The sequence below is a fragment of the Calditerrivibrio sp. genome, assembly GCF_049968475.1.
Classification (GTDB): domain Bacteria; phylum Chrysiogenota; class Deferribacteres; order Deferribacterales; family Calditerrivibrionaceae; genus Calditerrivibrio; species Calditerrivibrio nitroreducens_A.
Genome location: NZ_JBMFQS010000001.1, coordinates 474,680 through 499,188 on the forward strand (window position 1 = coordinate 474,680; position 24,509 = coordinate 499,188).

General features: G+C 34.9%; 21 protein-coding genes. 15 read left to right on the forward strand and 6 right to left on the reverse strand.

What is annotated here, in order from left to right:
* Positions 1 to 12: 12 nt before the first annotated feature.
* The 3 genes from ACP5Q2_RS02420 (at position 13) to ACP5Q2_RS02430 (ending at position 5,025) form a co-directional block, all read left to right on the forward strand.
* Positions 13 to 3,441: a molybdopterin-dependent oxidoreductase gene (locus ACP5Q2_RS02420; protein WP_428096845.1), complete on the forward strand. Its 3,429-nt coding sequence runs from the start codon at positions 13 to 15 to the stop codon at positions 3,439 to 3,441.
* Positions 3,435 to 4,010 (forward strand): hypothetical protein, encoded by a 576-nt coding sequence (locus tag ACP5Q2_RS02425; protein ID WP_428096848.1) that lies wholly within the window; start codon positions 3,435 to 3,437, stop codon positions 4,008 to 4,010. The genes ACP5Q2_RS02420 and ACP5Q2_RS02425 overlap by 7 nt, the downstream gene beginning before the upstream one ends.
* Positions 4,011 to 4,083: 73 nt before the next feature.
* Positions 4,084 to 5,025, forward strand: coding sequence for a peptidylprolyl isomerase (locus tag ACP5Q2_RS02430; RefSeq protein ID WP_424605995.1), 942 nt, complete (start codon positions 4,084 to 4,086; stop codon positions 5,023 to 5,025).
* A gap of 49 nt (positions 5,026 to 5,074) precedes the next feature.
* Here the strand turns inward: ACP5Q2_RS02430 and ACP5Q2_RS02435 are convergent, their stop codons facing one another.
* A complete protein-coding gene (locus ACP5Q2_RS02435) occupies positions 5,075 to 5,698 on the reverse strand; it encodes a nitroreductase family protein (RefSeq protein ID WP_424605994.1) in 624 nt (207 codons plus the stop codon).
* Positions 5,699 to 5,800: 102 nt separating this feature from the next.
* Here ACP5Q2_RS02435 and coaD point away from each other — a divergent pair, with 102 nt between their 5' ends.
* The 12 genes from coaD to ACP5Q2_RS02495 all read left to right on the forward strand — a co-directional run bounded on the left by coaD (position 5,801) and on the right by ACP5Q2_RS02495 (position 17,931).
* Positions 5,801 to 6,292, forward strand: a complete 492-nt coding sequence (gene coaD, locus ACP5Q2_RS02440; RefSeq protein WP_424605993.1) for a pantetheine-phosphate adenylyltransferase — start codon at positions 5,801 to 5,803, stop codon at positions 6,290 to 6,292.
* A gap of 258 nt (positions 6,293 to 6,550) precedes the next feature.
* A complete protein-coding gene (locus ACP5Q2_RS02445; RefSeq protein ID WP_428096852.1) occupies positions 6,551 to 6,682 on the forward strand; it encodes a hypothetical protein in 132 nt (43 codons plus the stop codon).
* A gap of 70 nt (positions 6,683 to 6,752) precedes the next feature.
* Entirely contained in the window at positions 6,753 to 7,970 is a 1,218-nt protein-coding gene (locus tag ACP5Q2_RS02450; protein ID WP_428096854.1) for a response regulator, read from the forward strand.
* Between the two features lie 9 nt (positions 7,971 to 7,979).
* Positions 7,980 to 8,342 (forward strand): response regulator transcription factor, encoded by a 363-nt coding sequence (locus tag ACP5Q2_RS02455; RefSeq protein WP_424605990.1) that lies wholly within the window; start codon positions 7,980 to 7,982, stop codon positions 8,340 to 8,342.
* Between the two features lie 62 nt (positions 8,343 to 8,404).
* Entirely contained in the window at positions 8,405 to 8,812 is a 408-nt protein-coding gene (locus tag ACP5Q2_RS02460; protein ID WP_428096857.1) for a chemotaxis protein CheW, read from the forward strand.
* 3 nt (positions 8,813 to 8,815) lie between these two features.
* Positions 8,816 to 10,981, forward strand: coding sequence for a methyl-accepting chemotaxis protein (locus tag ACP5Q2_RS02465; RefSeq protein ID WP_428096860.1), 2,166 nt, complete (start codon positions 8,816 to 8,818; stop codon positions 10,979 to 10,981).
* Entirely contained in the window at positions 10,981 to 13,371 is a 2,391-nt protein-coding gene (locus ACP5Q2_RS02470) for a hybrid sensor histidine kinase/response regulator (protein WP_428096863.1), read from the forward strand. The genes ACP5Q2_RS02465 and ACP5Q2_RS02470 overlap by 1 nt, the downstream gene beginning before the upstream one ends.
* The gene (locus ACP5Q2_RS02475; protein WP_428096866.1) at positions 13,346 to 13,714 is read left to right on the forward strand and encodes a hypothetical protein; all 369 of its coding nucleotides are present in this window, start codon (positions 13,346 to 13,348) and stop codon (positions 13,712 to 13,714) included. Before ACP5Q2_RS02470 ends, ACP5Q2_RS02475 begins: the two co-directional genes overlap by 26 nt.
* Positions 13,704 to 14,960, forward strand: coding sequence for a response regulator (locus tag ACP5Q2_RS02480; RefSeq protein WP_428096868.1), 1,257 nt, complete (start codon positions 13,704 to 13,706; stop codon positions 14,958 to 14,960). The genes ACP5Q2_RS02475 and ACP5Q2_RS02480 overlap by 11 nt, the downstream gene beginning before the upstream one ends.
* Positions 14,960 to 16,006 carry a phosphoribosylformylglycinamidine cyclo-ligase gene (gene purM, locus ACP5Q2_RS02485; protein WP_428096871.1) on the forward strand — a complete coding sequence of 349 codons (1,047 nt, stop codon included), beginning with the start codon at positions 14,960 to 14,962 and terminating at the stop codon, positions 16,004 to 16,006. Before ACP5Q2_RS02480 ends, purM begins: the two co-directional genes overlap by 1 nt.
* Entirely contained in the window at positions 16,003 to 16,614 is a 612-nt protein-coding gene (gene purN, locus ACP5Q2_RS02490; RefSeq protein WP_428096874.1) for a phosphoribosylglycinamide formyltransferase, read from the forward strand. The genes purM and purN overlap by 4 nt, the downstream gene beginning before the upstream one ends.
* 54 nt (positions 16,615 to 16,668) lie before the next feature.
* Positions 16,669 to 17,931 carry a M16 family metallopeptidase gene (locus ACP5Q2_RS02495; RefSeq protein ID WP_424605982.1) on the forward strand — a complete coding sequence of 421 codons (1,263 nt, stop codon included), beginning with the start codon at positions 16,669 to 16,671 and terminating at the stop codon, positions 17,929 to 17,931.
* A 34-nt stretch (positions 17,932 to 17,965) separates the two neighbouring features.
* Here ACP5Q2_RS02495 and ACP5Q2_RS02500 read toward each other — a convergent pair whose 3' ends face one another.
* The 5 genes from ACP5Q2_RS02500 to ACP5Q2_RS02520 form a co-directional block, all read right to left on the reverse strand.
* The gene (locus ACP5Q2_RS02500) at positions 17,966 to 18,559 is read right to left on the reverse strand and encodes a peroxiredoxin (protein WP_428096878.1); all 594 of its coding nucleotides are present in this window, start codon (positions 18,557 to 18,559) and stop codon (positions 17,966 to 17,968) included.
* A 90-nt stretch (positions 18,560 to 18,649) separates the two neighbouring features.
* Positions 18,650 to 19,165: a ferritin gene (locus tag ACP5Q2_RS02505; protein WP_428096880.1), complete on the reverse strand. Its 516-nt coding sequence runs from the start codon at positions 19,163 to 19,165 to the stop codon at positions 18,650 to 18,652.
* Between the two features lie 90 nt (positions 19,166 to 19,255).
* Positions 19,256 to 21,388: a RelA/SpoT family protein gene (locus ACP5Q2_RS02510; RefSeq protein WP_428096883.1), complete on the reverse strand. Its 2,133-nt coding sequence runs from the start codon at positions 21,386 to 21,388 to the stop codon at positions 19,256 to 19,258.
* A 3-nt stretch (positions 21,389 to 21,391) separates the two neighbouring features.
* A complete protein-coding gene (gene recJ, locus ACP5Q2_RS02515; RefSeq protein ID WP_428096885.1) occupies positions 21,392 to 23,152 on the reverse strand; it encodes a single-stranded-DNA-specific exonuclease RecJ in 1,761 nt (586 codons plus the stop codon).
* A gap of 145 nt (positions 23,153 to 23,297) precedes the next feature.
* Positions 23,298 to 24,488, reverse strand: a complete 1,191-nt coding sequence (locus tag ACP5Q2_RS02520; protein WP_428096888.1) for a rhodanese-like domain-containing protein — start codon at positions 24,486 to 24,488, stop codon at positions 23,298 to 23,300.
* Positions 24,489 to 24,509: the final 21 nt, after the last annotated feature.

Below are 24,509 nucleotides of genomic sequence, written 5' to 3' on the forward strand. Positions count from 1 at the left end.
AGGATAGATATTATGAATAAAGATAGAAGAGATTTTATAAAGCAACTTCTTGTTGGGGGTGCAGTGGGCGCTGGTGTTCTTTCTAGTTTGCCTGCTGTGGCAAAAGAAGGTGAAAATAAAGCCAAAAGACCGCAGGATAATACAGAATATAAGTATACTTATTCATCATGTCTTGGTTGTAATGTGAGATGTGGAATTAGAGTAAGAATCAAGAATGTTGGTGGCAATGAGATAGTTGATAGGATTGTAGGTAATCCATACCACCCATACAATCGTGCAGCTGAAGTCAATAAACAGGGGCATAAGTATGACCCAATACCATATAATACCCCTGTGAAAGAAGCAAATGAGAAGTGGGTGGGATCTCTTTGTCCAAGAGGACAGGATGGAATTCATTACACATATTATCCATATAGAGTTTTAAAACCACTTAAAAGGGCTGGTAAAAGAGGAGAAGGTAAATGGGAAACAATTTCATGGGAACAGTTAATAAATGAGATATCATTTGGTGGTACAATTTCAGCTACAGGTGAAAAGCTTCCAGGTCTTGCTGATAGTTTTGCTCTTGGTAAACTTAAGAAAGCAGGTGTTGACAACCCACAGAAATTGTTAGAAGATATGAAGATAGATACTGAAGCAATCATAAAGCTTGCTGAAGATAAAAAAAGTTCGGCACTTGACGTTTCAAATGCTATATCCTCTTTTAAATCAAAATATGAAGCAGTACTTTCGGCAAAAGGATTAAAATTAAGTGATATTTTAATAGATCCGGATAGACCAGATTTGGGAACTATTTCAAACCAAGTTATATACTATAGAGGTAGAGGACAGGGTCATACAGACTACTTTTCAACTAACTTTGCTAATTCTTTTGGTACTGTAAACTGGCTAAGGCATACTTCAGCATGTCAAAATGGATATTATACAGCCAACAAAGCAGTATTTGGTCAGACTGACCTTCAGGTTGATATTTACAGTGCTAAAACAATCATTATGGCTGGTGCACAAATGGGAAGACTTCATCCGGGTGCTACAGGTCAGGGGTTAATTATTCAAAGAGCTGTAAATAATGAGGTGAAAATCTATTATGTGAACCCCACAGCCCCAAGAACTGAAGCAAATGCCAATATCATTTGGGTGCCAATAAAACCTGGTACTGATGCCGCTCTTGCCCTTGCACTTATCAGATGGGTTTTTGAAAATAAAAAGTACAATGAAGAATATCTAAAAGTTCCAAATAAGCTTGCTCTTAAAGCTTTGAATTATGCAACCCCATCTAATGCAACTTGGTTAGTTATTACGTCTGGTAGTAAAAAAGGTCATTTTCTTAGAGCAAAAGACCTTGGTGTATCTAATGAGGATAAAGTTCTGGTTAGATATCAGAATGAATTCAAACCTTTTGATGCAATAAATGAAGGTGAGCTTTTCTATTCTGGAAAGGTTAACCTAGCTGATGGTAGTGAAGTTGAAGTTAAAACATCTCTTCAGATACTCAAAGAAGAGGCTATGTCAAAAACGATTAAAGAATGGGGTGAAATTTGTGGCATAGATGAGAAAACTATCGTTCAGATGGCTAAAGATTTTGCTGCAGCTGCTCCCCAGGCTGGGACATACGTGCACAGAGGGGTCGCAATGCACTCTACAGGTGAATACAATGTAATGAGTTATAGGATGCTGGATATTTTAATTGGTAACTATCATAAGAAGGGTGGTTTGTTAGGTAGAGCTGATCACACAGATTATAGTCATTATATTTATGAAGTTGCAAAATTTAAAGGTCAACCACCAAAGTGGGGTCCCCAAATAGATAGAACGAAGTTTAAATATGAAAAAACCCTCGAATATCTTATGAAGGTTAAAGAGGGGAAAAATCCTTATGGGACGACAAGACCCTGGTATCCTTTGTCTGCTGAGGAGAGCTATACTGAGACCTTTGCAGGTATGTTTTATAAATATCCATATCAGGTAAAAGCAATGATTCTTCACTTTGCTAATCCTGTCCTGGCAGCGAATTATGGGGTAAAATTTATTGAAACTCTTTCTGACCCAGATAAATTACCCCTCTTTGTAGGGATTACAACAACAATTAATGAAACCTATATGTATGCGGACTATATAGTTCCTGATACCACTTATCTTGAAACTGGTACATCTGGAATACAATATTTATATGCCACAAGCGGTGGTTCAACCATAGCAGAGGCTTGGAGGGTACCAGTTATCGAACCAAAAACGTTAAAGATTGGAACATCTCCATTAGGGCACCCAAGACACGCAAGCTTCTATGAATTTTTCATAGATCTTGGGAAGAGCCTTGGACTAGCAGGTTTTGGAAAAGGTGTTGTAGATGGGCAGAAGGAAAATGCTGGTAAAAAATATGACATCGAATCGGTATATGATTTTATAATGAAGGTTTATGCAAATGGTGCTATGGATGCTGTAGAAAAAGGTATAATTCCTAAGGATGTTCCGCAAGAAGATATTGATTTTGTAGAGAAAAATTACTACATTGCTAAATTTAAAGATGTTATAAGTCCAGATGAATGGAAGTATGTATGTTATGCTCTTGCAAGGGGTGGTGTATTCACAAGCTATCATACTTCATTTGATGAAAAAGGTATGTCAAAAAGAAAAGTACCAGGCAGAGATTTCCATACCATCTGGAATGAAGATATTGCCAAAACTACCAATACAGTTACAGGTGTTAAGTATTGGGGAACTGCAAGATATTATGAGCCATCTGCTTCTGCATTTGTAAATGGTGTGAAAGAGGAGAAAGCTTTTGGTACTCCATTTAAAAAACTTTATGGGGATTATCCATTCGTCCTTACATTTGCCTCTGGACCACTGTCTACTAAACATAGGGCAGTTATGTATTATTATATCAGACAGATCAATCCTGATAACTTTGCCATCCTGAATCCAGAAGATGCGAAAAAACTCGGGGTGGAAACTGGTGATATAATATCAGTGGAAACACCTACTGGTGAAATTGAGGCTCCTGTACTGGTTGAGCCAAGTGTTATTAAAGGTAGCGTTGTAGTTCCTTACGGCTTTGGTAGATGGAGTGATACCGTTATATCCAAGCCTAAATACATAGCAGGATTCAAAAATAAAAAGATTAAACAGCTTTTAGATAGCCTTCCAGAAAAAGTATCTATAGATGAATCTGCCATCAATCCAATAAGAAATATGGATCAGGATTGGAAAGAGCTTCTTTTTACAAATAAACCAAAAGCTTTTTATGATAGTGGCTTAGGTGTTGAAAAATGGGTATTTAGTGGTATTACTCCTAACCCAGTAGAAATGCTGGATCCATCATTAAATGATTGGTCACTTTTGAGCTGTTTGGGAGCAACTCAAGCTTATTACTATACACCTGCTAAAGTTAAGTCTACTGGTAAAAAATACAAGTTTGAGGCAGAACAACTTATATGGTAAATGAATTTAATACTACTTCCCTGGCTGAAATAAGCCAGGGAAGGCTTTTTATGTATTCTTCAATGTTTAAATATATTGATAATGTTGTTGCTGAAAAAGATCAAGATAACTCCTTAATTGAAGCGATAACATTATTCGACAGTGAGTTGTACAGTGTTTTGTCTAAGTTAGATAAATCATTATGTCGTTCATTATGTTTAACAGAGATTGACATAGATATCAAGCCATCAGAGACGCCAATTTTAATTAATAATCTGCAAGAATACTTCTATTACGAAAATTATGATTATTATTATAAAGATAAACCAGATCATCTGCTCAACTATCTCCATTACATGATATATAAAATTTATAATTCCTTTGAATATCTAAAAGAGAATGATATAGAGGCATTTGGAAATAATCTGAAGTATCAGATTCGGTTTTTAAATGTACATCTTTTAGATTTTTTGTCAAAACGAAGTCATGATGAGATTATAAATCTATTTTTAAATAAGCTTAAGTCCCTTATAAAAAAAGATTGTAATGTGATAACAGATGATTACATAAAATTATTTGAAGCTAATTAGTTTTTTTATTTTTGTTTACTAATGAACTTTTTTGTATTATTATCATCATAACCTAAAACATTAAGGAGTTTCTATGAGAGTACTGTTATTTTTGTTTATGTTTCTTTTTGCTGTCTCTATTTTTGCGGCAGATGTGACGGTTGCAAAAGTTGGAAAGGTGAATATCTCTGAAAAAGAGGTGAATATTATTTTAAATGATATTGTTATGAAACAGGGTATCGATCCCAAAACGATTGATCAAAATAACCCAAAAGTTGCGGAAGTGAAAAATGATATTGTAAAAAATCTTGTTCAAAGAGAGATTTTGCTAACCCTTGCCATGAAATCTATCCCTAAGGATATAGACAAAAAAACTTCTGAATCTTATGAAAATTTAAAAAAGAAGTATAAAGATCCAAAAGATTTTGAAAATGCAATGAAGAGTGCCGGAACAAATGAAAAAGAGGTCAAAGAGAAGATTAAAAAGAATTTAATACTTGAAAACTATGTAAATAGTATTACAAAGGATATTAAGATTACAGAGCAGGAAAAAAAGGATTTCTACCAAAATAACAAAGATATCTTCAAGGATCCAGAGATGGTGAAAGCAAGCCATATACTAATCAAAGTGGATGATAAGCAGAATGATAAAGATGCAAAGAGTAAAATAGATGCGATTTATAAAGAACTAAAATCTGGAAAGAGCTTTGAGGAACTTGCCAAGAAATATTCTCAGGATGGTTCTGCTGCAAATGGTGGTGACTTAGGTTTTTTCCCAAGAGGTGCTATGGTGAAAGAGTTTGAAAATGTTGCATTCTCAACACCTGTAGGGAAGTACAGTGAGCCTTTTAAAACGCAATACGGCTATCATATAGTAAAGGTGACTGAAAAAAGGCCAGCTAAAACTTATACTTATGAGGAAGTTTCCAAACATATCGAAGGTAAACTCAGAATGGATAAACTTAAAAGTATTCTGGATAAGAAGGTTGAGGAAGGTAAAAAGTCTGTAAAAGTGGAGATTTTAAAGAAATATTGACAATTTCTATAAAAGCTTTTTTTATAGAGGGTGGTTTATCCACCCTCTATTATATGATTTTTGAAAATTTCTCTACGTTTCTTCTGAAAGCCCTTGGTAACAAAACAGCGTCTTTTTTAAATTTGCCACAGGCAATGATCACGGGGATAATTACATATTCGGGCAGATTAAGGAGAGTCTTAACTTTATTTTCATCAAAACCATCCATCGGGTGGGTTTCATATCCAATTGCCATAGCTGCGTACATCAGAGACATAGCATAAAAAGAGCTATTTTTGACAGCAAAGATCTTTCTTTTTAAAGAGTCCTGTGTTTCATAAAGCCCCAAAGCCATATTTTTGTAGTTTGATGCGGTTTCTTCCGTAATATAACCGAGATCAACCCAGCTTTTTAGTACATCGTCTATATTTTCCTCCAGTGCATGAGGATCTGCTACCACAACAAAATTACATGAGGCTTCAGAGACTTTTGACTGATTGAAGCATGCTTCTCTAAGCTTATTTTTTATATCAAAAGATTTTACGACAATAATTTTCCAGGGCTGAAGGTTCATTGAGGAAGGTGTGTAATTGGCAAGTTCCAGTATAGAGTTTATTTCCTCATCTGATATTGTGTGATTCTGATCAAAAAAATTGATAGATCTCCTTGATTTCAATGCTTTTTCTATATCCATAGTATCCTCCTTATCTCATATTTTTATGATAGGATATTTTGATAAAAATGCAAGATTTTTATTGACATATCTGCTGGATAGTATAAGAAAGATGAGGAGGTGATGATGAAGGCTTTATACCCTGGTACATTTGATCCTATGACAAATGGACACCTTGATATTATAGAAAGAGGTTCCAGAATGTTTAAGCATCTTGTGGTGGCTATAGCTGAAAATAAGAGAAAACAACCTCTTTTTTCAATTGAGGATAGAGTTGAAATGGCCAAGGAATCATTAAAATCTCTTGAAAATGTTTCGGTAGTCCCTTTTTCAAATCTTTTAATCCATTTTATGAAAGAAAATAACATAAATATCATATTAAGAGGTTTGAGAGCTGTGTCAGATTTTGAATTTGAATTGCAACTGGCGCTTATGAATAGGAAAATGTATCCAGAGTGCGAGACTGTGTTTTTGATGCCAAGTAGTAAATACATATTTTTGAGTTCCAGTATGATTAGGGAGATCGCTTCGCTTGGTGGTGATGTTTCATGTTTTGTTCCATATCCGGTGTATCTTAAAATAGAAGAGAAATTCAAGACGATAACACGACGATAATAAATGTTAAATTTTAGCAAAGAGGTTGTAGAAAGGATCTTGAAGGACTCAAAAAAGAAATGGGCTATATTTGATAAGTTTAAATTTTCATCTACCTAAGAAGGACAGGTGGTAAGGTTGGCTGATATTGTAGCTTATTTAAGACACAATCTTGGAGGGATGAATCGTTAGATGAGGTAAATTTTTTGAGAGACTTTCTTTTTGAAAATGTTTACGAAAATGAAAAAAATAAAAATATAATTTGACAAAGCCTGTAATGTGCTATATAATTTAGAAAAATACTTTTATTCAATAATTGATATGGTGCCAAAAGAATGTTTGGACGTAAATGATGACAGTGAAGTTGCTGTTTGCGGTTATCTATTAGGTATGACGGTAGTTATGCAATAGAGGGTTTTGCTTATGTGTATATCCCCCAAGAGGAGGAGATAGATAACATTTTAATTTGGAGGTTTTATTCATGTATAAGATATTAGCCATAGATGACAGTCCAACAATGCATAGACTTTTTAAAATGATTTTCAATGAAGGGGAATATGAATTAAAATTGGCGGATTCAGGTGTGACTGGGTTAGAGCTGGCAAAAGAATTTAGGCCTGATATTATACTTCTTGATTTTGTAATGCCGAAACTTAACGGTTTCCAATTCTGTAAAATTTTGAGAGAGGAGATGGGGATTGATGAAATTCCAATTTTGTTAATTACAAGTAAAGCGGAAGATGTGGGGGAAAAATTTACAGAGCGTTTCACAAAGATCGATTATATCGCAAAACCTTTTCAACCGGAAGAGCTTATAGACAAGATTCAGAAGATACTGAATATTAAAAAGGATGAAACGGAGGAACTATTTAAAGATATTGTCCCTGATCTTACCGAAGGTAAACCTATAAAACAGGAAGAACCATCCTCCTCAGCCTCTGCCATCGATATTATAGTTAGTAAAATAGAAAAAAGCATCATTCCTTTTGTAAGAGAATATATAGAAAAATATTTAAGATTAGAAACGGCTTATATGATTAGCGATCATAAAGGTGATAACCTAAATATAGATAAGATAAAAGAAATTATCTCTGATGGTGCCGGTGAGCTTGTTATTTTTAACTCTCAATCGGTATTTACTTTTTATTTTGATAATGGAGTTATGGCTTATGGATTCAGGGGGGATGACAAAATTGCTGATCTTTTTGAGCTATGTCAGGATGTTTTCAATGTATGTCTTCTTGAAGTTAAAACTTCTAGGGAGCTATATGAGCAGTTGAAAGAATTGAACTTTTCTGATGAGATTATAAAAAGAACATTTATAAACTATATGATGGAGCTTTTAAATGATGCATTAACACTCGAACAATATAACTATTATGTAAATAAGTTTGATATAGATAAGGATTTTTCTTTAAAATCTTGGGTTCATACAGATAATCTTTCTAAACTTTATAAAAAGTTTATTGAAGAACAGATAGAGATAAACAAATTGCTATTTGATTTTAATATTATACCATATTATAATAGTAAAAAGGACACAAGTATGTTGACAGACTTTGAGAAAAGATTATTGGGTTTATGTAATGGGGAAAACTCTCTGGGTAAGATTTTGACATTTTTTGGTAATAATAAAAGATTTGTCAAAAACCTTCTTGGTGCTTTGTTAATGACTAATTACATAACTATAAAATTATAGGGGTAGTGTATGGCTAAGATATTGGTAGCTGACGATAGTATTACTGAAAGGGAATTTATTAGGAAGATTTTGGTTGGTGAAGGGCATGAGGTTGTAACCGTAGAAGACGGAGAGAAAGCCATTGGAAAACTGAAAGCCGAAAAGTTTGATTGTATACTTTTAGATGTTGTTATGCCGGGGAAAAATGGTTTTCAGATATGCAGGGATATCAAAAAAGATGATTTTACTAAAAATATTCCCGTAATTTTGATAACTTCGAAAGGGCAGGATAGTGATAAATTTTGGGGTATGAAACAAGGGGCAGATGACTATCTTGTGAAGCCTGTGAGTGAAGAGCAGATTATATCCGCCGTTAAGAAATTTTTAAAATGATAAAAGATATTTTAATAAAAAAGTCCAAAGGGGAGCCAGTTTACCAAACCAGGAAACCTTTCATGAGGTTTCTTAGATTTAAAGTGGGCGGCTTGTTTTTTTTGATAGATTTGCCACTGGTTTTGGAGATTTCTGAGCCTTTGGAATTTTACCCTGTGCCTGATAGTAACATATTTTTGTTGGGACTGATGAACTTAAGAAACAACATAATACCTGTTTATGATGTAAGATATATGCTCAACATTCAAACGGTATGGAAATCTGAAAAGAGTGCAGTGGTAGTTCTTTCTTTTCAGGATGGAACTATTGGGTTGTTTGTGGATGAAGTAAAAGATATAGTTTCAATTTATGATGAAAACGAGATTTTAAGTGGTGATGATTTTGTATCGGGATATGGTGTTGATTTTGAAGGGGATAAACTGAGTATTTTAGATTTGGAATTTATTTTTAGTAAAAATGATAAGGAGTAAAGTATGGCACAAAAGGTTTCCCGGAAAAGCATAGTAACAAAGTTTATAATTTTTGTAATACTTATTATTTTTCTTGCGTCTTTTATCTCTGGTTATATAATTTATTTTCAATCAAAAAAGAAGCAGATTGCATTTGTTTACGATGATCTTGCCACAAGGATACTTACTTTCCAGGATTCTATTGTAAAAACCAAAGATATACCAATAAAAGATAAGATTTTAATGATGGCTTCCAGTCCTATTTTTATTGAAGATGCTGTCCTAAAAAAAGATACGGGAAGTGGAGCTCTTTTTAAAAAGAGATTGAACATGACTCCAGAATTTGAATTACTTGCCCTTGCCGGTATGGATTATAATATTATTTCATTAGTTTCACGTATTCAGCAAAAGCTACCTGATCTTAAAGAGATTTTAATAGACATAGATACGTTAAAGCCTGGTGTGGCTTATGTGGAGCCTTATTTAACAAAAGATTTCCCATATTTTGTTTATTATACTCCTGTCGTGAAAGATAATGTAGTTAAGGGAGTTTTGATAGCCTTGGTGGATGGACACAAGCTTTTAGTAAATGTGAATAGCGTTTTTACAAGGCATAAAAATCATAAAGCTGAAACAGCATGTGCATCATGCCATACCGGAGAGAAATCTCTTGAAAATGTTGGTTTTCCAATGATCTTTGATAAAGATGGTGTTTTGCTCATTTCTCCTATATATGGTGATAAGTCATTGGTGGGTGAAGAAAAACAATTTAAAGAGATTTTTGATCAAATAAAAACTAAGCTTGCTAATACTGATAAATATGAGGGTGTGATAACATATAAAGGGAATGAGTTTATATGTTCATTCGCTAAGTTTGAAATTAACAGGCTGCCAATGTTAATTGGGATGCTTAAAAATAAAAATTATGTTCTTGCCACTATAGAGCGGGGTAAGTTTATTGCTATTGCACTCACTTCTGCATTCGTGTTAATAATTATCCTTTTTAGTATAATTTACCTCAGAAAAACTTTATTCCCACTAAAAGATCTTTCGGTAACGATGGAGAAAGTTATGGAGGGGAATTACGATATACGGGCAAAAGTCGAAGTGGATAATGAATTTGGTCAATTAAGTAAAGGTTTTAACGAAATGCTTGATAGGATTACAAAGTATATTCAGACGCAGGAAGATATTGATAGAATGCAAAAACAGGTAATTTCATTGCTTGAGGTTGTTTCAAATGCTGCTGATGGTGATCTTACAGCACAGGCGGAGGTAACCGCAGATGAGCTTGGTTCTGTTGCGGATGCGTTCAATATGATGACGGAAAACATGAGATCGTTGATTAATGACATTAAGACTGCTGGTAGTTCAATTGTGGATGCTACGGAAAAGCTTCTCCTTTCAGCTGAGCAGACAAGCAAAGGGGCACAGATACAGATCGATGAATTAAAAGATGCGGATTCAAAAATTGAGAGATTTAAAGAGCTTAGTTTAAAGCTTAACGAAATGGCGCAGAAAACTGTTGAAATAATTAGGGATGCTTCAATAAATGCGTCTAAGTCTCTTGAATTGCTTGATAATACCGTTGATGCTATGTTTAACGTTAAAAGGTTTTCTCAGATGGCAAGTAAAAAAGTGAAAGCGCTTGGGGAGAAATCTCTGGCAATTGGTGATATCACAGGTGTTATTTCTGATATTTCTAACCAGACAAATATACTGGCTCTTAATGCTGCCATAGAAGCGGCAAGGGCAGGTGAATATGGACAGGGTTTCTCTGTGGTTGCTGATGAGATCAGGAAACTTGCGGAAAGAAGTAGCAAGGCAACTAAAGAGATCGCAGACCTTATAAAATCGATACAAAGTGAGACTGCTGAGACGGTTAGACTCGTGGAGGAAAGTACTGTTAATATCGAAGTTAGTTCTGGTATTATAGAGAAGACGGGTGATTCGATTAAAAACATAAATACCGTTCTTATCTCTTCATCTGATGCCGTATCAGAAATGGCTGAAGGTATTGCTACTCAGGCAAAAGAGGCTGAATCTGTGGCAGAGACAATCAAATATGTTAGAGAAATATCAGAAAAGACTGTGGAGGATGTTAAAAATACAAACAGAATTATAGCTACACTTTCACAGCTTTCGGAGATGTTTAAAGAGGCTGTTGATAAATTTAAAGTGGAAAAATAATGGCCAATATAGATAGAAAGAGTCTTGTAGAGTTTTTTAAGATTGAGAGTGAAGAACATTTTGAAGTTATACTAAATGGACTTCAAACACTTTCAATTGATAATGAAAACTGGTCGACAATTGATGAAATATTTAGAAGTGCTCATACGATAAAAGGTTCTGCAGCAATGGTGGGCTTTAATAATGTCTCTAAATTGGCCCACCAGCTTGAGAATCTTTTTGAGTTGATGCGTATAGGGGTGAAAAAGTTTAGTAAAAATCTCATTAATAGAGTTATCTTTTTTGTGGAAGATCTTTTTAATCATCTAAAAACTACCTCTGATGATATCTCAGATGATCTCAAACTTGAGTTTTCGAATCGTTTAAATCAAATAATAAAAGAGTCTGATGAAATAAGTTATGAAAGTGATGAAAATTTAAATCGTCAGGAGGCATCTACTGTTGATATTAATACTCCGGAAAAGCTGGAAAAAGTAGAGAAACAAACCAGTAGAATGGAGATCCTTAAAAAAGCTGATGAAACTTTTGCTAAAATATCAAAAGTGGATAAAGCAGAACACTTCGCCCATTTAAAGTTATCTCAGGTAGATTTTTTGGTGAATCTTATAGGGGAATTGATTACCTACAAAAATATCGAAGATAGCAAGATAAAACTAATCATGGATCGATTTGAAGATCTTAATTATGCCACAAATAGACTTCAGAATTTGTCTAACGTTGTGGAGCAAAATTTTAGTTATTCTTATCTTTATAAGCAGGAAAATCAGGCGGATTCTGATCTGGCGGATGAGTTTTCCCTTGCGGAACTTGATAGGTACGATATTTTTAATATCTATTCCAGGCAGCTTATGGAAATTGTAAATGATATTACTCTTTCTTATAAAGATATTGTTGAAATACTAACAGATTTTCGGGAGGACTTAAATAGCTCCAACAGGCTGCTCGATAGGCTGAGAAGAGATATAACATCCATAAGGATGATATCTGTTGATCGTTTGTTCAATAATGCAATAATGACGGCTAAAACAGCAGCTGCAGCGGAAAATAAGAAGATTAAAATCTTGTTTACCGGAGAAAAACTTTCTGTGGATCAATCTGTTTTTGATGTGTTGAGGGAATCATTTTTACATATAGTCAGAAATGCTGTTTCTCATGGTATTGAAGATAGTAATATAAGATTGGCTGCTGGGAAAGATGAGGTTGGCACCATTATATTAAGGGCCCAGAGGCATGAAAATTTTTTAGTTTTTGAAGTGGAAGATGATGGTGCTGGTGTAGATCTTACCTCTGTAAGGAAGAAAGCGATTGAAAAGGGGGTTCTTTCGGAATATGAAGCCCAGAATATGAGGGCCGACAAATTGATGGAACTTTTGTTTTTGCCAGGTTTCACTACAAAAACGAATGTTAGTGATATTTCTGGTAGGGGAGTAGGGCTTGATGTGGTAAAAGAGTCTGTGGAACGATTAGGTGGAAATGTAAAAATACATTCCGAACGAGGTAAGGGGACTAAAATTTCTATTACTATACCTATGAGAGATGTAATAGGGGAGTATTTATACATAAAAGAAAATAATCAGCTTTTTGCCGTCCCTATAATCTACATCAGCTCTATAATTACAATCAATACTGATATGTTAAAACAAAAATCTGGAGATTTAAAATATAGCTTGCAAAAGGAAGATTTAAACATTTTTGATCTGGGTGTTTTAATAAAACAAACGAATAATGGTAAGTTTACCAGTGGCCAGCCTGCATTGGTTCTATTCTATAGAGTTGATAAGTATATTGTGGTAGTTGATGAGGTTTTAGATAAGGTTGTGACTGTAACAAAACCCCTTCCAAGTGCTTTGAAGAATTTTAAGAGATACTCTGGGGCTACTATAAATGCCTACGGACAGATTGCCTTGATAATAGATCCCTCTAACTTAATAGAGGGTAATTTATCCCAAAATATCAAGATTGAAGAGAAAAATATTTCTATAAAAGATAATAAGATTGAGTACAAGCCTAATAGTATTCTAATAGTTGATGATTCTTTAAGTATAAGAAAGTATATCTGTAAGCTTCTTGATGGGATGGGTTTTTATTATGAAGAGGCCACGGATGGTGTGGCGGCTATCAATAAGCTTAGGGAGAGAAAATTTGACCTTATCATAACTGATCTTGAGATGCCTTTGATGAATGGATATGAGCTTATAAATAATATCAGGTCTGAAATGCTCGATCATACAACCCCTATATTTGTTGTTACCTCGAGGGCAACAGATAAGCATAGAAATAAAGCTCTGGAGCTGGGGGCCAATGATTTTATCATGAAGCCTTTCGACGAGGATGAAATAGCTCATAAAATAAGGGAGGCTCTGTTTGGAAAAACTACTATTTCAAGTTGATGATAAATTATTTTGTGTTGAAATTGATCATGTTGTTTTGGTGGAGCAATATGAAAAAGTCAAAGATCAGCTGGACGATATTAAGGTAATAGATTTTAGAACATTGTACGATAAATCAAACAGTAGATCTGGAGAAGATATAATTTTTATTGGTAAAGATGGTAGAGTTGTGGGGCTTCTTGTGGATAAAATATTAAAATTAATAAAAAATGACGAAATTTCCACTTACAAAAATGAAAATTTTATGTTAGAATACATTAGGGGTGTAGTTAAGATTTCAAATTATGAGGATAGCTATTTAATTGATGCTAAAAAAATTTTAGAGGTTGCCTATGAAAAATAGGATAATGCTGGTGGATGATAGTATTACCATACACAGGGTAATAGACCTTTCTCTTGAGAGTGATAGGTTTGAGGTGGAAAAAGCTTTTACATACGAAGATGCAATAAATAAAATAAAGAAATTTAATCCGGGAGTTGTTTTGCTCGATAATAAGCTTGAAGGGGTGAATGTAGCATCTTTTGTTAAAGAGCTTAAGAGTACGTATGGTGCCAGGGTGATTCTCTTGGTGGGGGCTTTTGATGATTTTGACGAATCTAAACTGATGCAGTATGGATGTGATGACTTTCTGGTTAAGCCTTTTAGCTCACAGTCCCTTGAGGATAAGCTTGTAAATCTACTGCCACAAAATGAAAATGAAGATATAGTTGTTTCTCCAGTAGAGGAGAAAGATGCTGCTGTGGAAGAGCTCATGTCCAAGATAAGTGAGGACGTCGGTTTCGATGAATTAGCCAAAGAGCCTAAGGAAAATGAGATATTTGAAGAAACAGACCTTAAGATAGATCTTGATGAGCCTGTTTTAGAGGTTGATAAGACGGTTTCAGGTGATGTAAAATCTGAAAAAAATGAAGAATTGCAGCTTGAAGATATAGAAAAAACGGAAGAAGATAATGTTGAGGATATCTTTTCGGGGCTGGAGGAGCTTGATGCTTCTGCGCTTTTAAAAGATGAAAACAAAGAAAGCGAAGAGCTTTTATCTATCGAGGATATAGAAAAAGATATTACATCTGTGAAATTAGATAAGTCTGATATCCTTGAGGATCTTATTTTAGATAATATAAATTCTGGTGTAGATGAGGTAAAAGATGGATCTCCAGAATCTGAAGAAGTTTTGACAAAAGAAGAGACTGTCTTGAAAGACGAAGAACTAAAATTGGAAGAAGCTATTGATATAAAGATTCCAGATGTTTTAGACGAGGAGAATTATAGTGGAGCTATAATAGAAACCCCACTGAAATCTGATTCTGATCTTTTAAAACAGGATCTTGAATTGGAACAACCTAAAGGTGTTGATGATGATACCTCCCCAAAAACTTCTGAACCTGAGTTGTCTGCACAATATCCAACCATCAATGATGAAAAAATTAAGTCTATTATATCTGAAATCATTAATGAGGATTTTGTAAAATCTGTCATCAAAGATGTACTTGCAAAGAGTCTTGAAAAAGCAGTATGGGAGATCGTTCCGGAGCTTGCGGAAAGACTCATATTATCTGAAATAGAAAAAATTAAATCTATGGATAAATAATGGTTAGAGAAAAATTAGATTATTCCTCTTCTGGTGTTAATATAGACGAAGGTAATCTCTTCGTTGAAAAGATAAAAAAACTTGTGGCCAGAACTCTGGATGAAAATGTTCCGGAAAATATCGGTGGATTTGCAGGGTTTTATAATATAGGTTTTGCAAAGGATATGGCTGAACCTATGCTTGTATCATCCACTGATGGGGTTGGAACCAAACTAAAGATAGCTTTTATGATGAATAAATATGATACAGTTGGCATAGATCTTGTGGCAATGTGTGTGAATGATATAATTGTCACCGGAGCTAGACCGCTATTTTTTCTGGATTATATAGCTACGGGTAAATTATCGGCGGATAAAATGGTGGATGTTATCAAAGGGATAACTGACGGATGTTTTCAGTCTTCTGTTGCCCTCTTAGGGGGTGAAACAGCGGAGATGCCCGGAATGTATGCGGAAGGTGAATTTGATCTTGCTGGTTTTTGTGTGGGGATTGTTGATAGAAAGAATGTCGTAAATGGTGAAAGTATAAAAGAAGGGGATATTCTGGTGGGGGTAAAGTCATCAGGGCTTCATAGCAACGGTTTCTCACTTGTTAGGAAACTTTTTTTTGAACATTTAAATATGAAAATAGATGATAAATTGTTTAATGATAGAAGCCTCGGAGAAGTGCTACTTTCTCCCACAAAGATATATGTAAAGCTTGTTCTGTCGATTTTGCAGAGGTATCCTGTAAAAGGTATGGTGCATATTACCGGTGGTGGTTTTTACGACAACCTGCCAAGAGTCATAAAAAATGGTCTGGGGGCGGATATCTATCCGGAAAGATTTCACAAGCTGGAGATTTTTGAATATATTAGATCACTGAATATAGTTGATGATAAGGAGCTTTTTAGGGTTTTCAATATGGGAGTGGGATTTGTTCTCGTAGTCGATAAATCTATTGCTGATGAGCTTGTAAATTATATCAAACTACTTGGTGAGGATGCTTCAGTGATAGGTGAAGTAACAGGTATTAATAAGATACGTATTCAAGGGGTGGATTTTTGAAGAAATTAGCTGTATTGCTCAGCGGTAGGGGGAGCAATTTCATAAAGATTTACGAAAATATTCAATCAGGTGTTATAAAAAATGCTGAGATTGTTTTAGTTATAAGCAATAAACATGATGCACCAGGCTTAACTTATGCCAGAGAGTCTGGTTTAAATGCTATTTACCTTAATCCGAAAGATTATTCGGATAGAGAGCAGTACGATAGAGCTATAGTGGAGCTATTAAAAAAAGAAAAGATCGACCTTGTTTGTCTTGCAGGGTATATGCGTATCATCACGAAATTTTTTGTGGAGAGTTTTCCAAATAAGATAATTAATATACATCCTTCCCTTTTACCTGCTTTTCCTGGACTTGATGCCCAGAGACAGGCACTTGAATATGGGGTCAAGTATACCGGATGCACTGTACATTTTGTGGATGAGAAGGTTGATCATGGGGCAATTATACTTCAGGAGGTTGTGGAGGTATTAGAGGATGATACTGTGGAAGCACTGTCTGCCAGGATTCTTCAAAAAGAACATATCATTTATAGCAGGGCCATAGATCTTATTGTAAATGACAGGATCTACATCGATGGAAGGATTGTTAGGTTTAAAAAGGTTTGAACTTTTTCATTGACTTATTATTCAATATTAATAATATCTATTCCGAGGTAATATATGAGAGCTTTGCTGGTGTTTTTCATATTTTTTTCTATTTTTTCTAATATTTACGCAGGAGAGCATAGGATGCTTAAAAATGGTGTGACACTGATTACTGAAAAGAGAGATTATACAAATACTGTAGCTGTGACTATTTTTATCAAAGGTGGTGTTTTTAGAGAAGATCATAATAACAATGGTATAGGTGAGCTTTTTAATTCCGTATGGTTAAAAAGTAATTCTATATTGGAAAAAATAGAGTTTTATGGTGGCTTGATAAATAGCTCCGTCTCTTACGATTACGGCGAGGTGAATCTATCTATAATATCTGAATTTTCAACGAATATTATGGATGAATTGGAGAAATTTATTTTAAATCCAGATTTTGATAAAAAGATTTTTGATATAGAAAAAAATATACAGATCAATCGTATAAAGAGCATCAGAGATAATGCTAATTCTGTTGCCGGAGATGGTTTCAATAAGGCGACTTACGGAGACTTTGCATACGGTATGAGTTTGTTGGGTACTCTGGAATCTGTTTCGAAGCTTACTAAAGAGGATCTCATCAGGTATTATCAAGATATGATGAATTCTGATGATGTTATTTTATCTGTGGCGGGGAATTATTCTGATCAATTTTTAAACAGACTTATAGATATTTTTGAAAGGATCCCAAAAAAAGAATCGAAATACAAGATATCATGTGAAGGGGCTCATATATCAAAAGATATATTTGTGGAGGAGGAGTATGACAGGATAAAGCAGGCAAAGCTATTTCTTTCTTACACCGCCCCATCAGCATCCAGTAAAGATTATCTTGCCATAAAACTTCTTGCTGATATTTTAGGTGGTGGTATGAGTTCTAAATATTTTAATATTTTAAGGAAAGAGAAGGGGTATGCTTACTCAGTTGGTTCCTACTATGCATCAAGATTATGCAGTTCAAGATTTGTGGCATACATAGGGTTGCAGTATGAAAATGCCCCTGATGCCATTGATATAATGGATAAGATTAATAAGAATATAAAATATTATGTGACAGAAGATGATTTAACATCGAATAAAAATTACATTTTAGGTAAAATATTGTCTGAAGCTCAAACAAATGGAAAGGTTGCCTGGTACAATGCATTCTTTTATAATTTAGGACTTGGCAGTGATTATTTTAGTAAATATATTGATGGGATTAAGAATGTATCACTAAAAGATATTATGGAATCTGCCCGGATATTCAACGGGCCTAAAGCAATTTATATCCTTAAGCCCACATCCAAATAAAAAAAAGCGGGGTTTGAACCCCGCTTAATTTGTATTACTGATGGCCTTTTGGATTCTTTTTGAAATACTCTTTCATCTTTTCTGGATCTGGTTTCATTGTATCCATACCAGGTCTCCAGCCGGCAGGGCAAACTTCGCCGTAAGTTCTCACGTACTGCAAAGCATCAAGGCTTCTTAATATCTCATCAACATTTCTACCTATACCTAAGTCGTGGATCAGCTCAAACTGAACTTTACCTTCAGGATCGATTATAAATGTAGCCCTCAGAGCCATCCCATCAGGGAGAAGTACTCCGTAATCTTCAGAAATCTTTTTAGTGAAATCTGCCACAAGTGGATAAGCTATATCACCAAGGCCACCTTCGGATCTTGGCTGATTAATCCAGGCAAGGTGGGAAAATTTACTATCTGTTGAAACACCAATAATTTCACAATTTCTTTTTCTAAATTCTTCCACCGCATCGCTTAAAGCTGTAATTTCTGTGGGACAAACAAAAGTAAAGTCCAATGGATAAAAGAAAAGTACCACCCACTTACCTTTGTAATCCTCTAAATTCACTTTTACAAATTGTTTGTTTGATACGGCATCTGCTTCAAACGTTGGTGCTGTTTTTGATACTAAACTCATCTTCTACCTCCTATTTTTAATTTTAATAATTATATTTTATTCAATTTTTGCAAAAAGTCAAGTTGTTTTTTAAGACATTTTTTATCTTAATTATATAGTAACCCCGGCTGGTAGTACAAAAGTGCGGGTGGCAAGCTCTTTATCAATCATAAATATACCATTACCATCGGATTTTGTAAGTTTTAATTGATCTAAAATCTCGTTTACGGATGCTTCTTCTTCCACCTGCTCTGTTACAAACCATTGTAGAAATGCATTGGTGGCGTGATCCCTTTCTTCAAGGGCGAGGTCTACTAAATTGTAGATCGATTTTGTGATAAATTTTTCATGTTTTAAGACCTCTTCGAATACATTTACAGGATTTTTGAAGTCTTTTTCTGGTTTTGGTATCTCCTGTAATTCTGCAAATTCCCCCTGATCAAGTATATAATTATAGAATTTGAGAGCATGCACCATCTCCTCTTTCGCCTGAACGTAAAACCAGTTTGCAAAACCTTTTAAACCTTTTGATGTGGCCCATGATGACATCGACAGATAAAGATAAGATGAAAATAATTCATTTTTAAGCTGATCATTTAATGCCTTAGACATTTTTTTAGAAATCATATGTCCTCCTTTTTTACATTCTAATATTTTATATTATATAAGTAAAAATAAAAAATACAAGGATATTTATTAGAAATATTCTAAATTAAACTAAAAGATTATCTCTTTTATGTAGGGCAATGATTGAAGTTTTTGCAATACTTTGTCCAGTTGAGATTTACCACTCAACTCTATTGTAAAAGTTTGTCTTGCATTCCCATCTTTTTGCGGTTTTGCTGAAAGTTCGATTATATTTATGGCCATATCTTTTAGCATGGTGGTTATGTCACTTAAAATTCCTGGTTTGTCAGAGGTGACAGTGGTTATTTTAAAAGGCAGTTTTGTATTTTTTCCCTCAGCCCAGTTAACATCTATTATTCTGTCTTCATTGGCTTTTGATAGTTCGATTAAATTTGGGCAGTCTGCTCTGTGGACTATTAATCCTTTGCCAACACTGATATACCCTTTTAGATTATCACCAGGTAAGGGATGGCAGCATTTTGCGATTGTGGTCAGAATGTCGTTTACGCCTTCGATGTTAAAAGGGGAGCTTTTGGGTGATGAAGGCCTTGTGAGTTGTTCATCTTCTTTTTCATCTGGTTTATGAAATAGATTTGCCACCTGTTTTGGGGAAATTCTTCCAAACCCCACAGACTTATAGAGATCTTCAAGATTTTTTAAACTAAATTTATCTATAATGCTTCGTAGCTTTTTTTCATCTTCTATGAGGTTAGTGAAAGAAAGACCACGTAGTTCAAACTCTTTTGAAAGTAGATCCTGCCCTGTTTTGATTGCAAGGTCTTCCTCTTTCTTCCTAAGGTAGTTTCTTATCCTTATTTTGGCCCTATTGGTCTTTACAATGTTTAGCCAATCTGATCTTGGCTCCTGTGTTGGTGAGGTGACTATCTCGACTTTTTCGCCGTTTTTAAGTTTGTACTTTAAATTTACCATCTTACCATCAACCTTTGCCCCAACACATTTTTCACCAACTTTTGTATGTATTGCGTATGCAAAATCTATTGGGGTGGAACCTTCCGGAAGTTCTATTACATCCCCTTTTGGGGTGAATATGTATATTTGTCTTGGTAAAATATCTTCTTTGAGGGCTTCAACAAGATCCTGTGGTTTATTTAGCTCTTTCTGCTCGAGGAGTTGCCTTAGCCACACAAAAGTGGTATCATCTTTGGGGTCAAAAACCTTCCCCTCTTTATACTTCCAATGGGCGGCAATACCTTCTTCTGCGATCCTGTGCATCTCTTCAGTACGGATCTGAATTTCCACATTAAGCCCATTTGGGCCAACAACGGTGGTGTGTAAAGATTGATACATATTTGCTTTTGGCATTGCTATGTAATCTTTAAACCTACCTGGGATCGGTTTCCAGAGATTATGGATAATCCCTAAGGTTGCATAACAGTCGGATACTGTTTTTACAATGACCCTAACGGCAAGGAGATCATATATTTCATCAAAAGATGTTTTTTTCTTAATCATTTTGCTGTATATGCTGTAAAAATGTTTCGGTCGTCCTGTTACCTCTGCTGTTATGTTGACATTTTTAAGATGTGCATCCAGAAGGTTTATTACCTGATTGAGATACGCCTCCCTTTCGCTTCTTTTTAATTTTACAAGGTTGTATATCTCATAATATTTATCTGGATTTAATATCCTGAAAGCCAGATCCTCCAACTCCCATTTTATCCAGGCTATACCAAGCCTATGGGCTAAGGGAGCGTAAATTTCCATCGTTTCTTTGGCAATCCTTTGCTTTTTCTCCTCGCTAAGGTAATCCAACGTTCTCATGTTGTGAAGTCGATCTGCAAGTTTAATTACGATGACTCTTACATCTTTGGACATGGAGATGAGCATTTTTCTAAAGTTTTCTGCCATCTTTTCTTCAGAGGATTTAAATGAGATCTTCCCTATTTTAGAGACACCATCCACCAGAAATGCCACATCTTCACCAAATAGCTCCGCCAATTCTTCATACGTTGCATCAGTATCTTCCAGAGTATCGTGTAGAATACCTGCTATTACTGTATCGAGATCCATATTCATGTTTGCAAGAATCAATGCCACATTCAAAGGGTGGGAGAGGTATGGCTCTCCACTTTTTCTCAATTGACCTCGATGTTTCTGAGCAGCATAAACGTATGCTTTGTGAATTTTTTCTATATTGGTTATATTATTCTTTTGCAGAACTTCCAGTATATCCATTAAACGAACGATTTTATCTTTTGCCATAATCTAATAACTCTTTTTAATATCTTTTATTTTTAGCTGGATATTTGAACCACCCATCCAATTGTTTATATCTATCGTGAAAACAATGTCAAATGTATCACAGGATCTTATAAGATCCCTGTATTCTCCCATATTAAAGCCAACAACTTCAAAAAAAGTATCATTTTTGCCAATAAAGCCTTTTATGATATTTTTTTCTTTACCCATTATTGAAAATTCTTGCGTTTTTTTTACCTTTTGCATGCAAAAGATAGGCTCGCTGTTGGTATTGCCGAATGGTCTTAATTTATTTATATATTTGACTAAATCTTGATTTATATCTTCTGGATTTAAAAATGCATCGATGACTATTTCAGGTATTAAACTCTCTTTGGGGCTATTTTTTTCTATATATTCATCCAGCTTCCTCTGGAGGTGCCTGATGTTTTTTGTAAAGAGTTTCAAGCCTGCTGCATATTTATGTCCTCCAAACTCGATCAATAAATCTGAAGATGTTTTTAGAAATGAGAAAATATCTAGGTTGGGGATACTTCTGGCGGAACCTTTTGCCAGATCATTGTCTATAGATAGTATAATTGCAGGTTTTGAATACCTTTCCACAAGCCTGGAGGCTATAATACCTATTACCCCTGGATGCCAATTTTTTGAATACATTATGATACTTTTATATCTATCGTTAAGTTTTTTTCGTTCAATTTTTTCAATGGTTTCTTTTAAAACAGCTTTTTCAAGTTCCTGGCGATAACGATTTTCTGTCTCCAACTCTTCTGCAAGCCATTTTGCTTCATTTTGATTTTTGGTTATCAAGAGTTTTACGCTTGTTTCACTGTTCCCAAGCCTTCCTACAGCATTTATCCTTGGGGCAAGGCTGTAACCAATGTTTGCTGATGTTAGATCAGTACTGATTAGACCTGATATCTTTTTTAATTCTGCAATACCTGGTCTTGGGGAGTTTTCGAGTAATTTCAAACCATGCTTTACAAAAATTCTGTTTTCTCCGATCATGGGTACCACATCAGCGATGGTTCCGAGGGCAACTAAGTCCAGGAAATATTTTAAAGGTGGTAGTTTTATATCAAACTGTTTTTCAATGGCATATTTGAGAGCTAAAACAAATTTGAAAGCTACCCCCACACCTGATAGATGTTTGAATGGATAGGTATCACCTGGTTGTTGTGGGTTTATAATGGCGTATGCAGAAGATGGGAGTTTATCGCTTAGCTGATGGTGATCTGTGACAATTGTGTCCAAACCGATGGACTTTGCATAATCTATTTCATCTATTGATGTGATGCCACAGTCCACAGTAATGACAACCTTCACATCTTTTTTCTTGAGTTCATTCAGTGCATCAATATTTAAACTATATCCTTCTTCAATCCTATTTGGTATGTAGTAATCCACAAGAGGGGTTACACTTGATAAAAATTCATACATCAATGAGGTGGCTGTTATACCATCTACGTCGTAGTCTCCGTAGATGCAGATCTTTTCCCTGTTTTTTATGGCATGGATCACCCTTTTGACAGCTTTATGCATATCTTTGAGCAAAAAGGGGTCGAGCATACCACTCAGGGGAGCTTCAAAAAACTCATCTATCTCTTTTTTGTTAGTAAAACCCCTATTGATAAGTACTTCCAATATTGGTTTAGGAAGTTCTGGATACAACAACTTTAATTCGATAATCTTTTTTTCGTCAGCTTTTTTATACAACCAACGGTATTTTGGGGTTTTGACAATAGTTACATATCCATTTTTCTCCATTTACCAGCCAAGATGTTATTTTTTACTAATTTAATATTATAATTAAAAGATATTATTTTCAAGGATTATTTTTGAAGGATTTTAACATTTATTGTGTAATTATTTTACGATAAAATAAAAAAGCGGGGTTATCCCCGCTTGATTTTTAGTTTGGATTTATCTCATATCCACCATCTTCAGTGAATTTGTTTACGGCATCCAGATATTTAACTTTGAAGCCAAGGTCTTTGAATTGGTTATAAGCCATCTCAGCCCTTACCCCTGTTGCACAGGATACTATTATCGTTTTATCTTTCGGCAATTTTACAGCACTGCTGGGGATATCTTCTATCGGAATATTAATAGAATTCGGGAAATGTCCAGCTTCGTACTCCTGTTTTGTTCTAACATCGATAATAATCGTATCTGCTGGAGGTTGTTGTATAATTTTTTCAAACTCATCTTTTGCTATTGTACCAGGTTTAGGTGTTGGTATTACTACAAAAGCTGATTCAAGTTTGTTAGATAGAGTTTGATACCCTTTTTTCTTCCACTCTGATATTGTGATGGGCAGTACTCTTGTGCCTTTATACTTCATATTGATAAGCTTTGATGCAATTTCAACAGCATTTTCACCATAAACAACTATTGGTATTAATTTTTTGGATGGTAGTTTTTTAGACATCTCTTCAAAATTTTGGGGTGTTACGTTTACAGCGTTTGGTAGATGAGCTTTTTTAGCAACATCAGGGTTGTTTGTGTCTATTACAATGTAACCTTTAGGATTTTGTTTGAGTGTGTTATCAACAAGTTCTGGATCGATATATGAGATTTCGGAGGATATCCAGTCCGGAAAACCTCCAGCATAGATTTTAACATTTTTATAGCCAAGAGATTTTGCTTTTATGGCTGCTGTTGGGCTTGAGCAACCACCTACACAATAAAATATGAGTGTTGTATTTTTATCTTTTGGAAGCTTATCCACATGTTTCTCCAACTCTGCTGCCGGGATGACAATGGCACCTGGGATATAGCCTGCTTTGTAAGCCATTGGTGGTCTTGCATCGATTAAAATAGCAGATCTATCATGCGTAAGGATAGATTTTAGACCATCTTTGTCCAGTTTATCTTCTGGAGCTATAGTTTTCAAAATGTCGAACCTTGTGATGAGGGTAGCTATCTTTTTCCCTTCTGGTGTTTCATAATAGTAAACCCTAAAAGCCCTACCTTTGTAGTCACCCATTTCGGTGATATCTTCTAAGTTTTTTACTTTGGTGCATTGGTCGTAGAATAGTACCTCTTTTGCTGGTGCACCTGGTGCGCTGAGGTCTAATTGGAATGTCTTTGTTTTTTCCACAAAGTAGTAGAGTGTTCCCCT

What these genes read in the sequence shown, in the direction of transcription:
- ACP5Q2_RS02480 (WP_428096868.1), top strand. Translation starts at nt 13,704, where the DNA reads ATGAAAAATAGGATAATGCTGGTGGATGATAGTATTACCATACACAGG.
- ACP5Q2_RS02430 (WP_424605995.1), top strand. Translation starts at nt 4,084, where the DNA reads ATGAGAGTACTGTTATTTTTGTTTATGTTTCTTTTTGCTGTCTCTATT.
- coaD (WP_424605993.1), top strand. Translation starts at nt 5,801, where the DNA reads ATGATGAAGGCTTTATACCCTGGTACATTTGATCCTATGACAAATGGA.
- ACP5Q2_RS02455 (WP_424605990.1), top strand. Translation starts at nt 7,980, where the DNA reads ATGGCTAAGATATTGGTAGCTGACGATAGTATTACTGAAAGGGAATTT.
- ACP5Q2_RS02460 (WP_428096857.1), top strand. Translation starts at nt 8,405, where the DNA reads ATGAGGTTTCTTAGATTTAAAGTGGGCGGCTTGTTTTTTTTGATAGAT.
- ACP5Q2_RS02470 (WP_428096863.1), top strand. Translation starts at nt 10,981, where the DNA reads ATGGCCAATATAGATAGAAAGAGTCTTGTAGAGTTTTTTAAGATTGAG.
- ACP5Q2_RS02510 (WP_428096883.1), bottom strand. Translation starts at nt 21,388, where the DNA reads ATGGCAAAAGATAAAATCGTTCGTTTAATGGATATACTGGAAGTTCTG.
- ACP5Q2_RS02435 (WP_424605994.1), bottom strand. Translation starts at nt 5,698, where the DNA reads ATGGATATAGAAAAAGCATTGAAATCAAGGAGATCTATCAATTTTTTT.
- ACP5Q2_RS02465 (WP_428096860.1), top strand. Translation starts at nt 8,816, where the DNA reads ATGGCACAAAAGGTTTCCCGGAAAAGCATAGTAACAAAGTTTATAATT.
- ACP5Q2_RS02450 (WP_428096854.1), top strand. Translation starts at nt 6,753, where the DNA reads ATGTATAAGATATTAGCCATAGATGACAGTCCAACAATGCATAGACTT.
- ACP5Q2_RS02420 (WP_428096845.1), top strand. Translation starts at nt 13, where the DNA reads ATGAATAAAGATAGAAGAGATTTTATAAAGCAACTTCTTGTTGGGGGT.
- ACP5Q2_RS02505 (WP_428096880.1), bottom strand. Translation starts at nt 19,165, where the DNA reads ATGATTTCTAAAAAAATGTCTAAGGCATTAAATGATCAGCTTAAAAAT.
- ACP5Q2_RS02495 (WP_424605982.1), top strand. Translation starts at nt 16,669, where the DNA reads ATGAGAGCTTTGCTGGTGTTTTTCATATTTTTTTCTATTTTTTCTAAT.
- ACP5Q2_RS02500 (WP_428096878.1), bottom strand. Translation starts at nt 18,559, where the DNA reads ATGAGTTTAGTATCAAAAACAGCACCAACGTTTGAAGCAGATGCCGTA.
- purM (WP_428096871.1), top strand. Translation starts at nt 14,960, where the DNA reads ATGGTTAGAGAAAAATTAGATTATTCCTCTTCTGGTGTTAATATAGAC.
- recJ (WP_428096885.1), bottom strand. Translation starts at nt 23,152, where the DNA reads ATGGAGAAAAATGGATATGTAACTATTGTCAAAACCCCAAAATACCGT.
- ACP5Q2_RS02425 (WP_428096848.1), top strand. Translation starts at nt 3,435, where the DNA reads ATGGTAAATGAATTTAATACTACTTCCCTGGCTGAAATAAGCCAGGGA.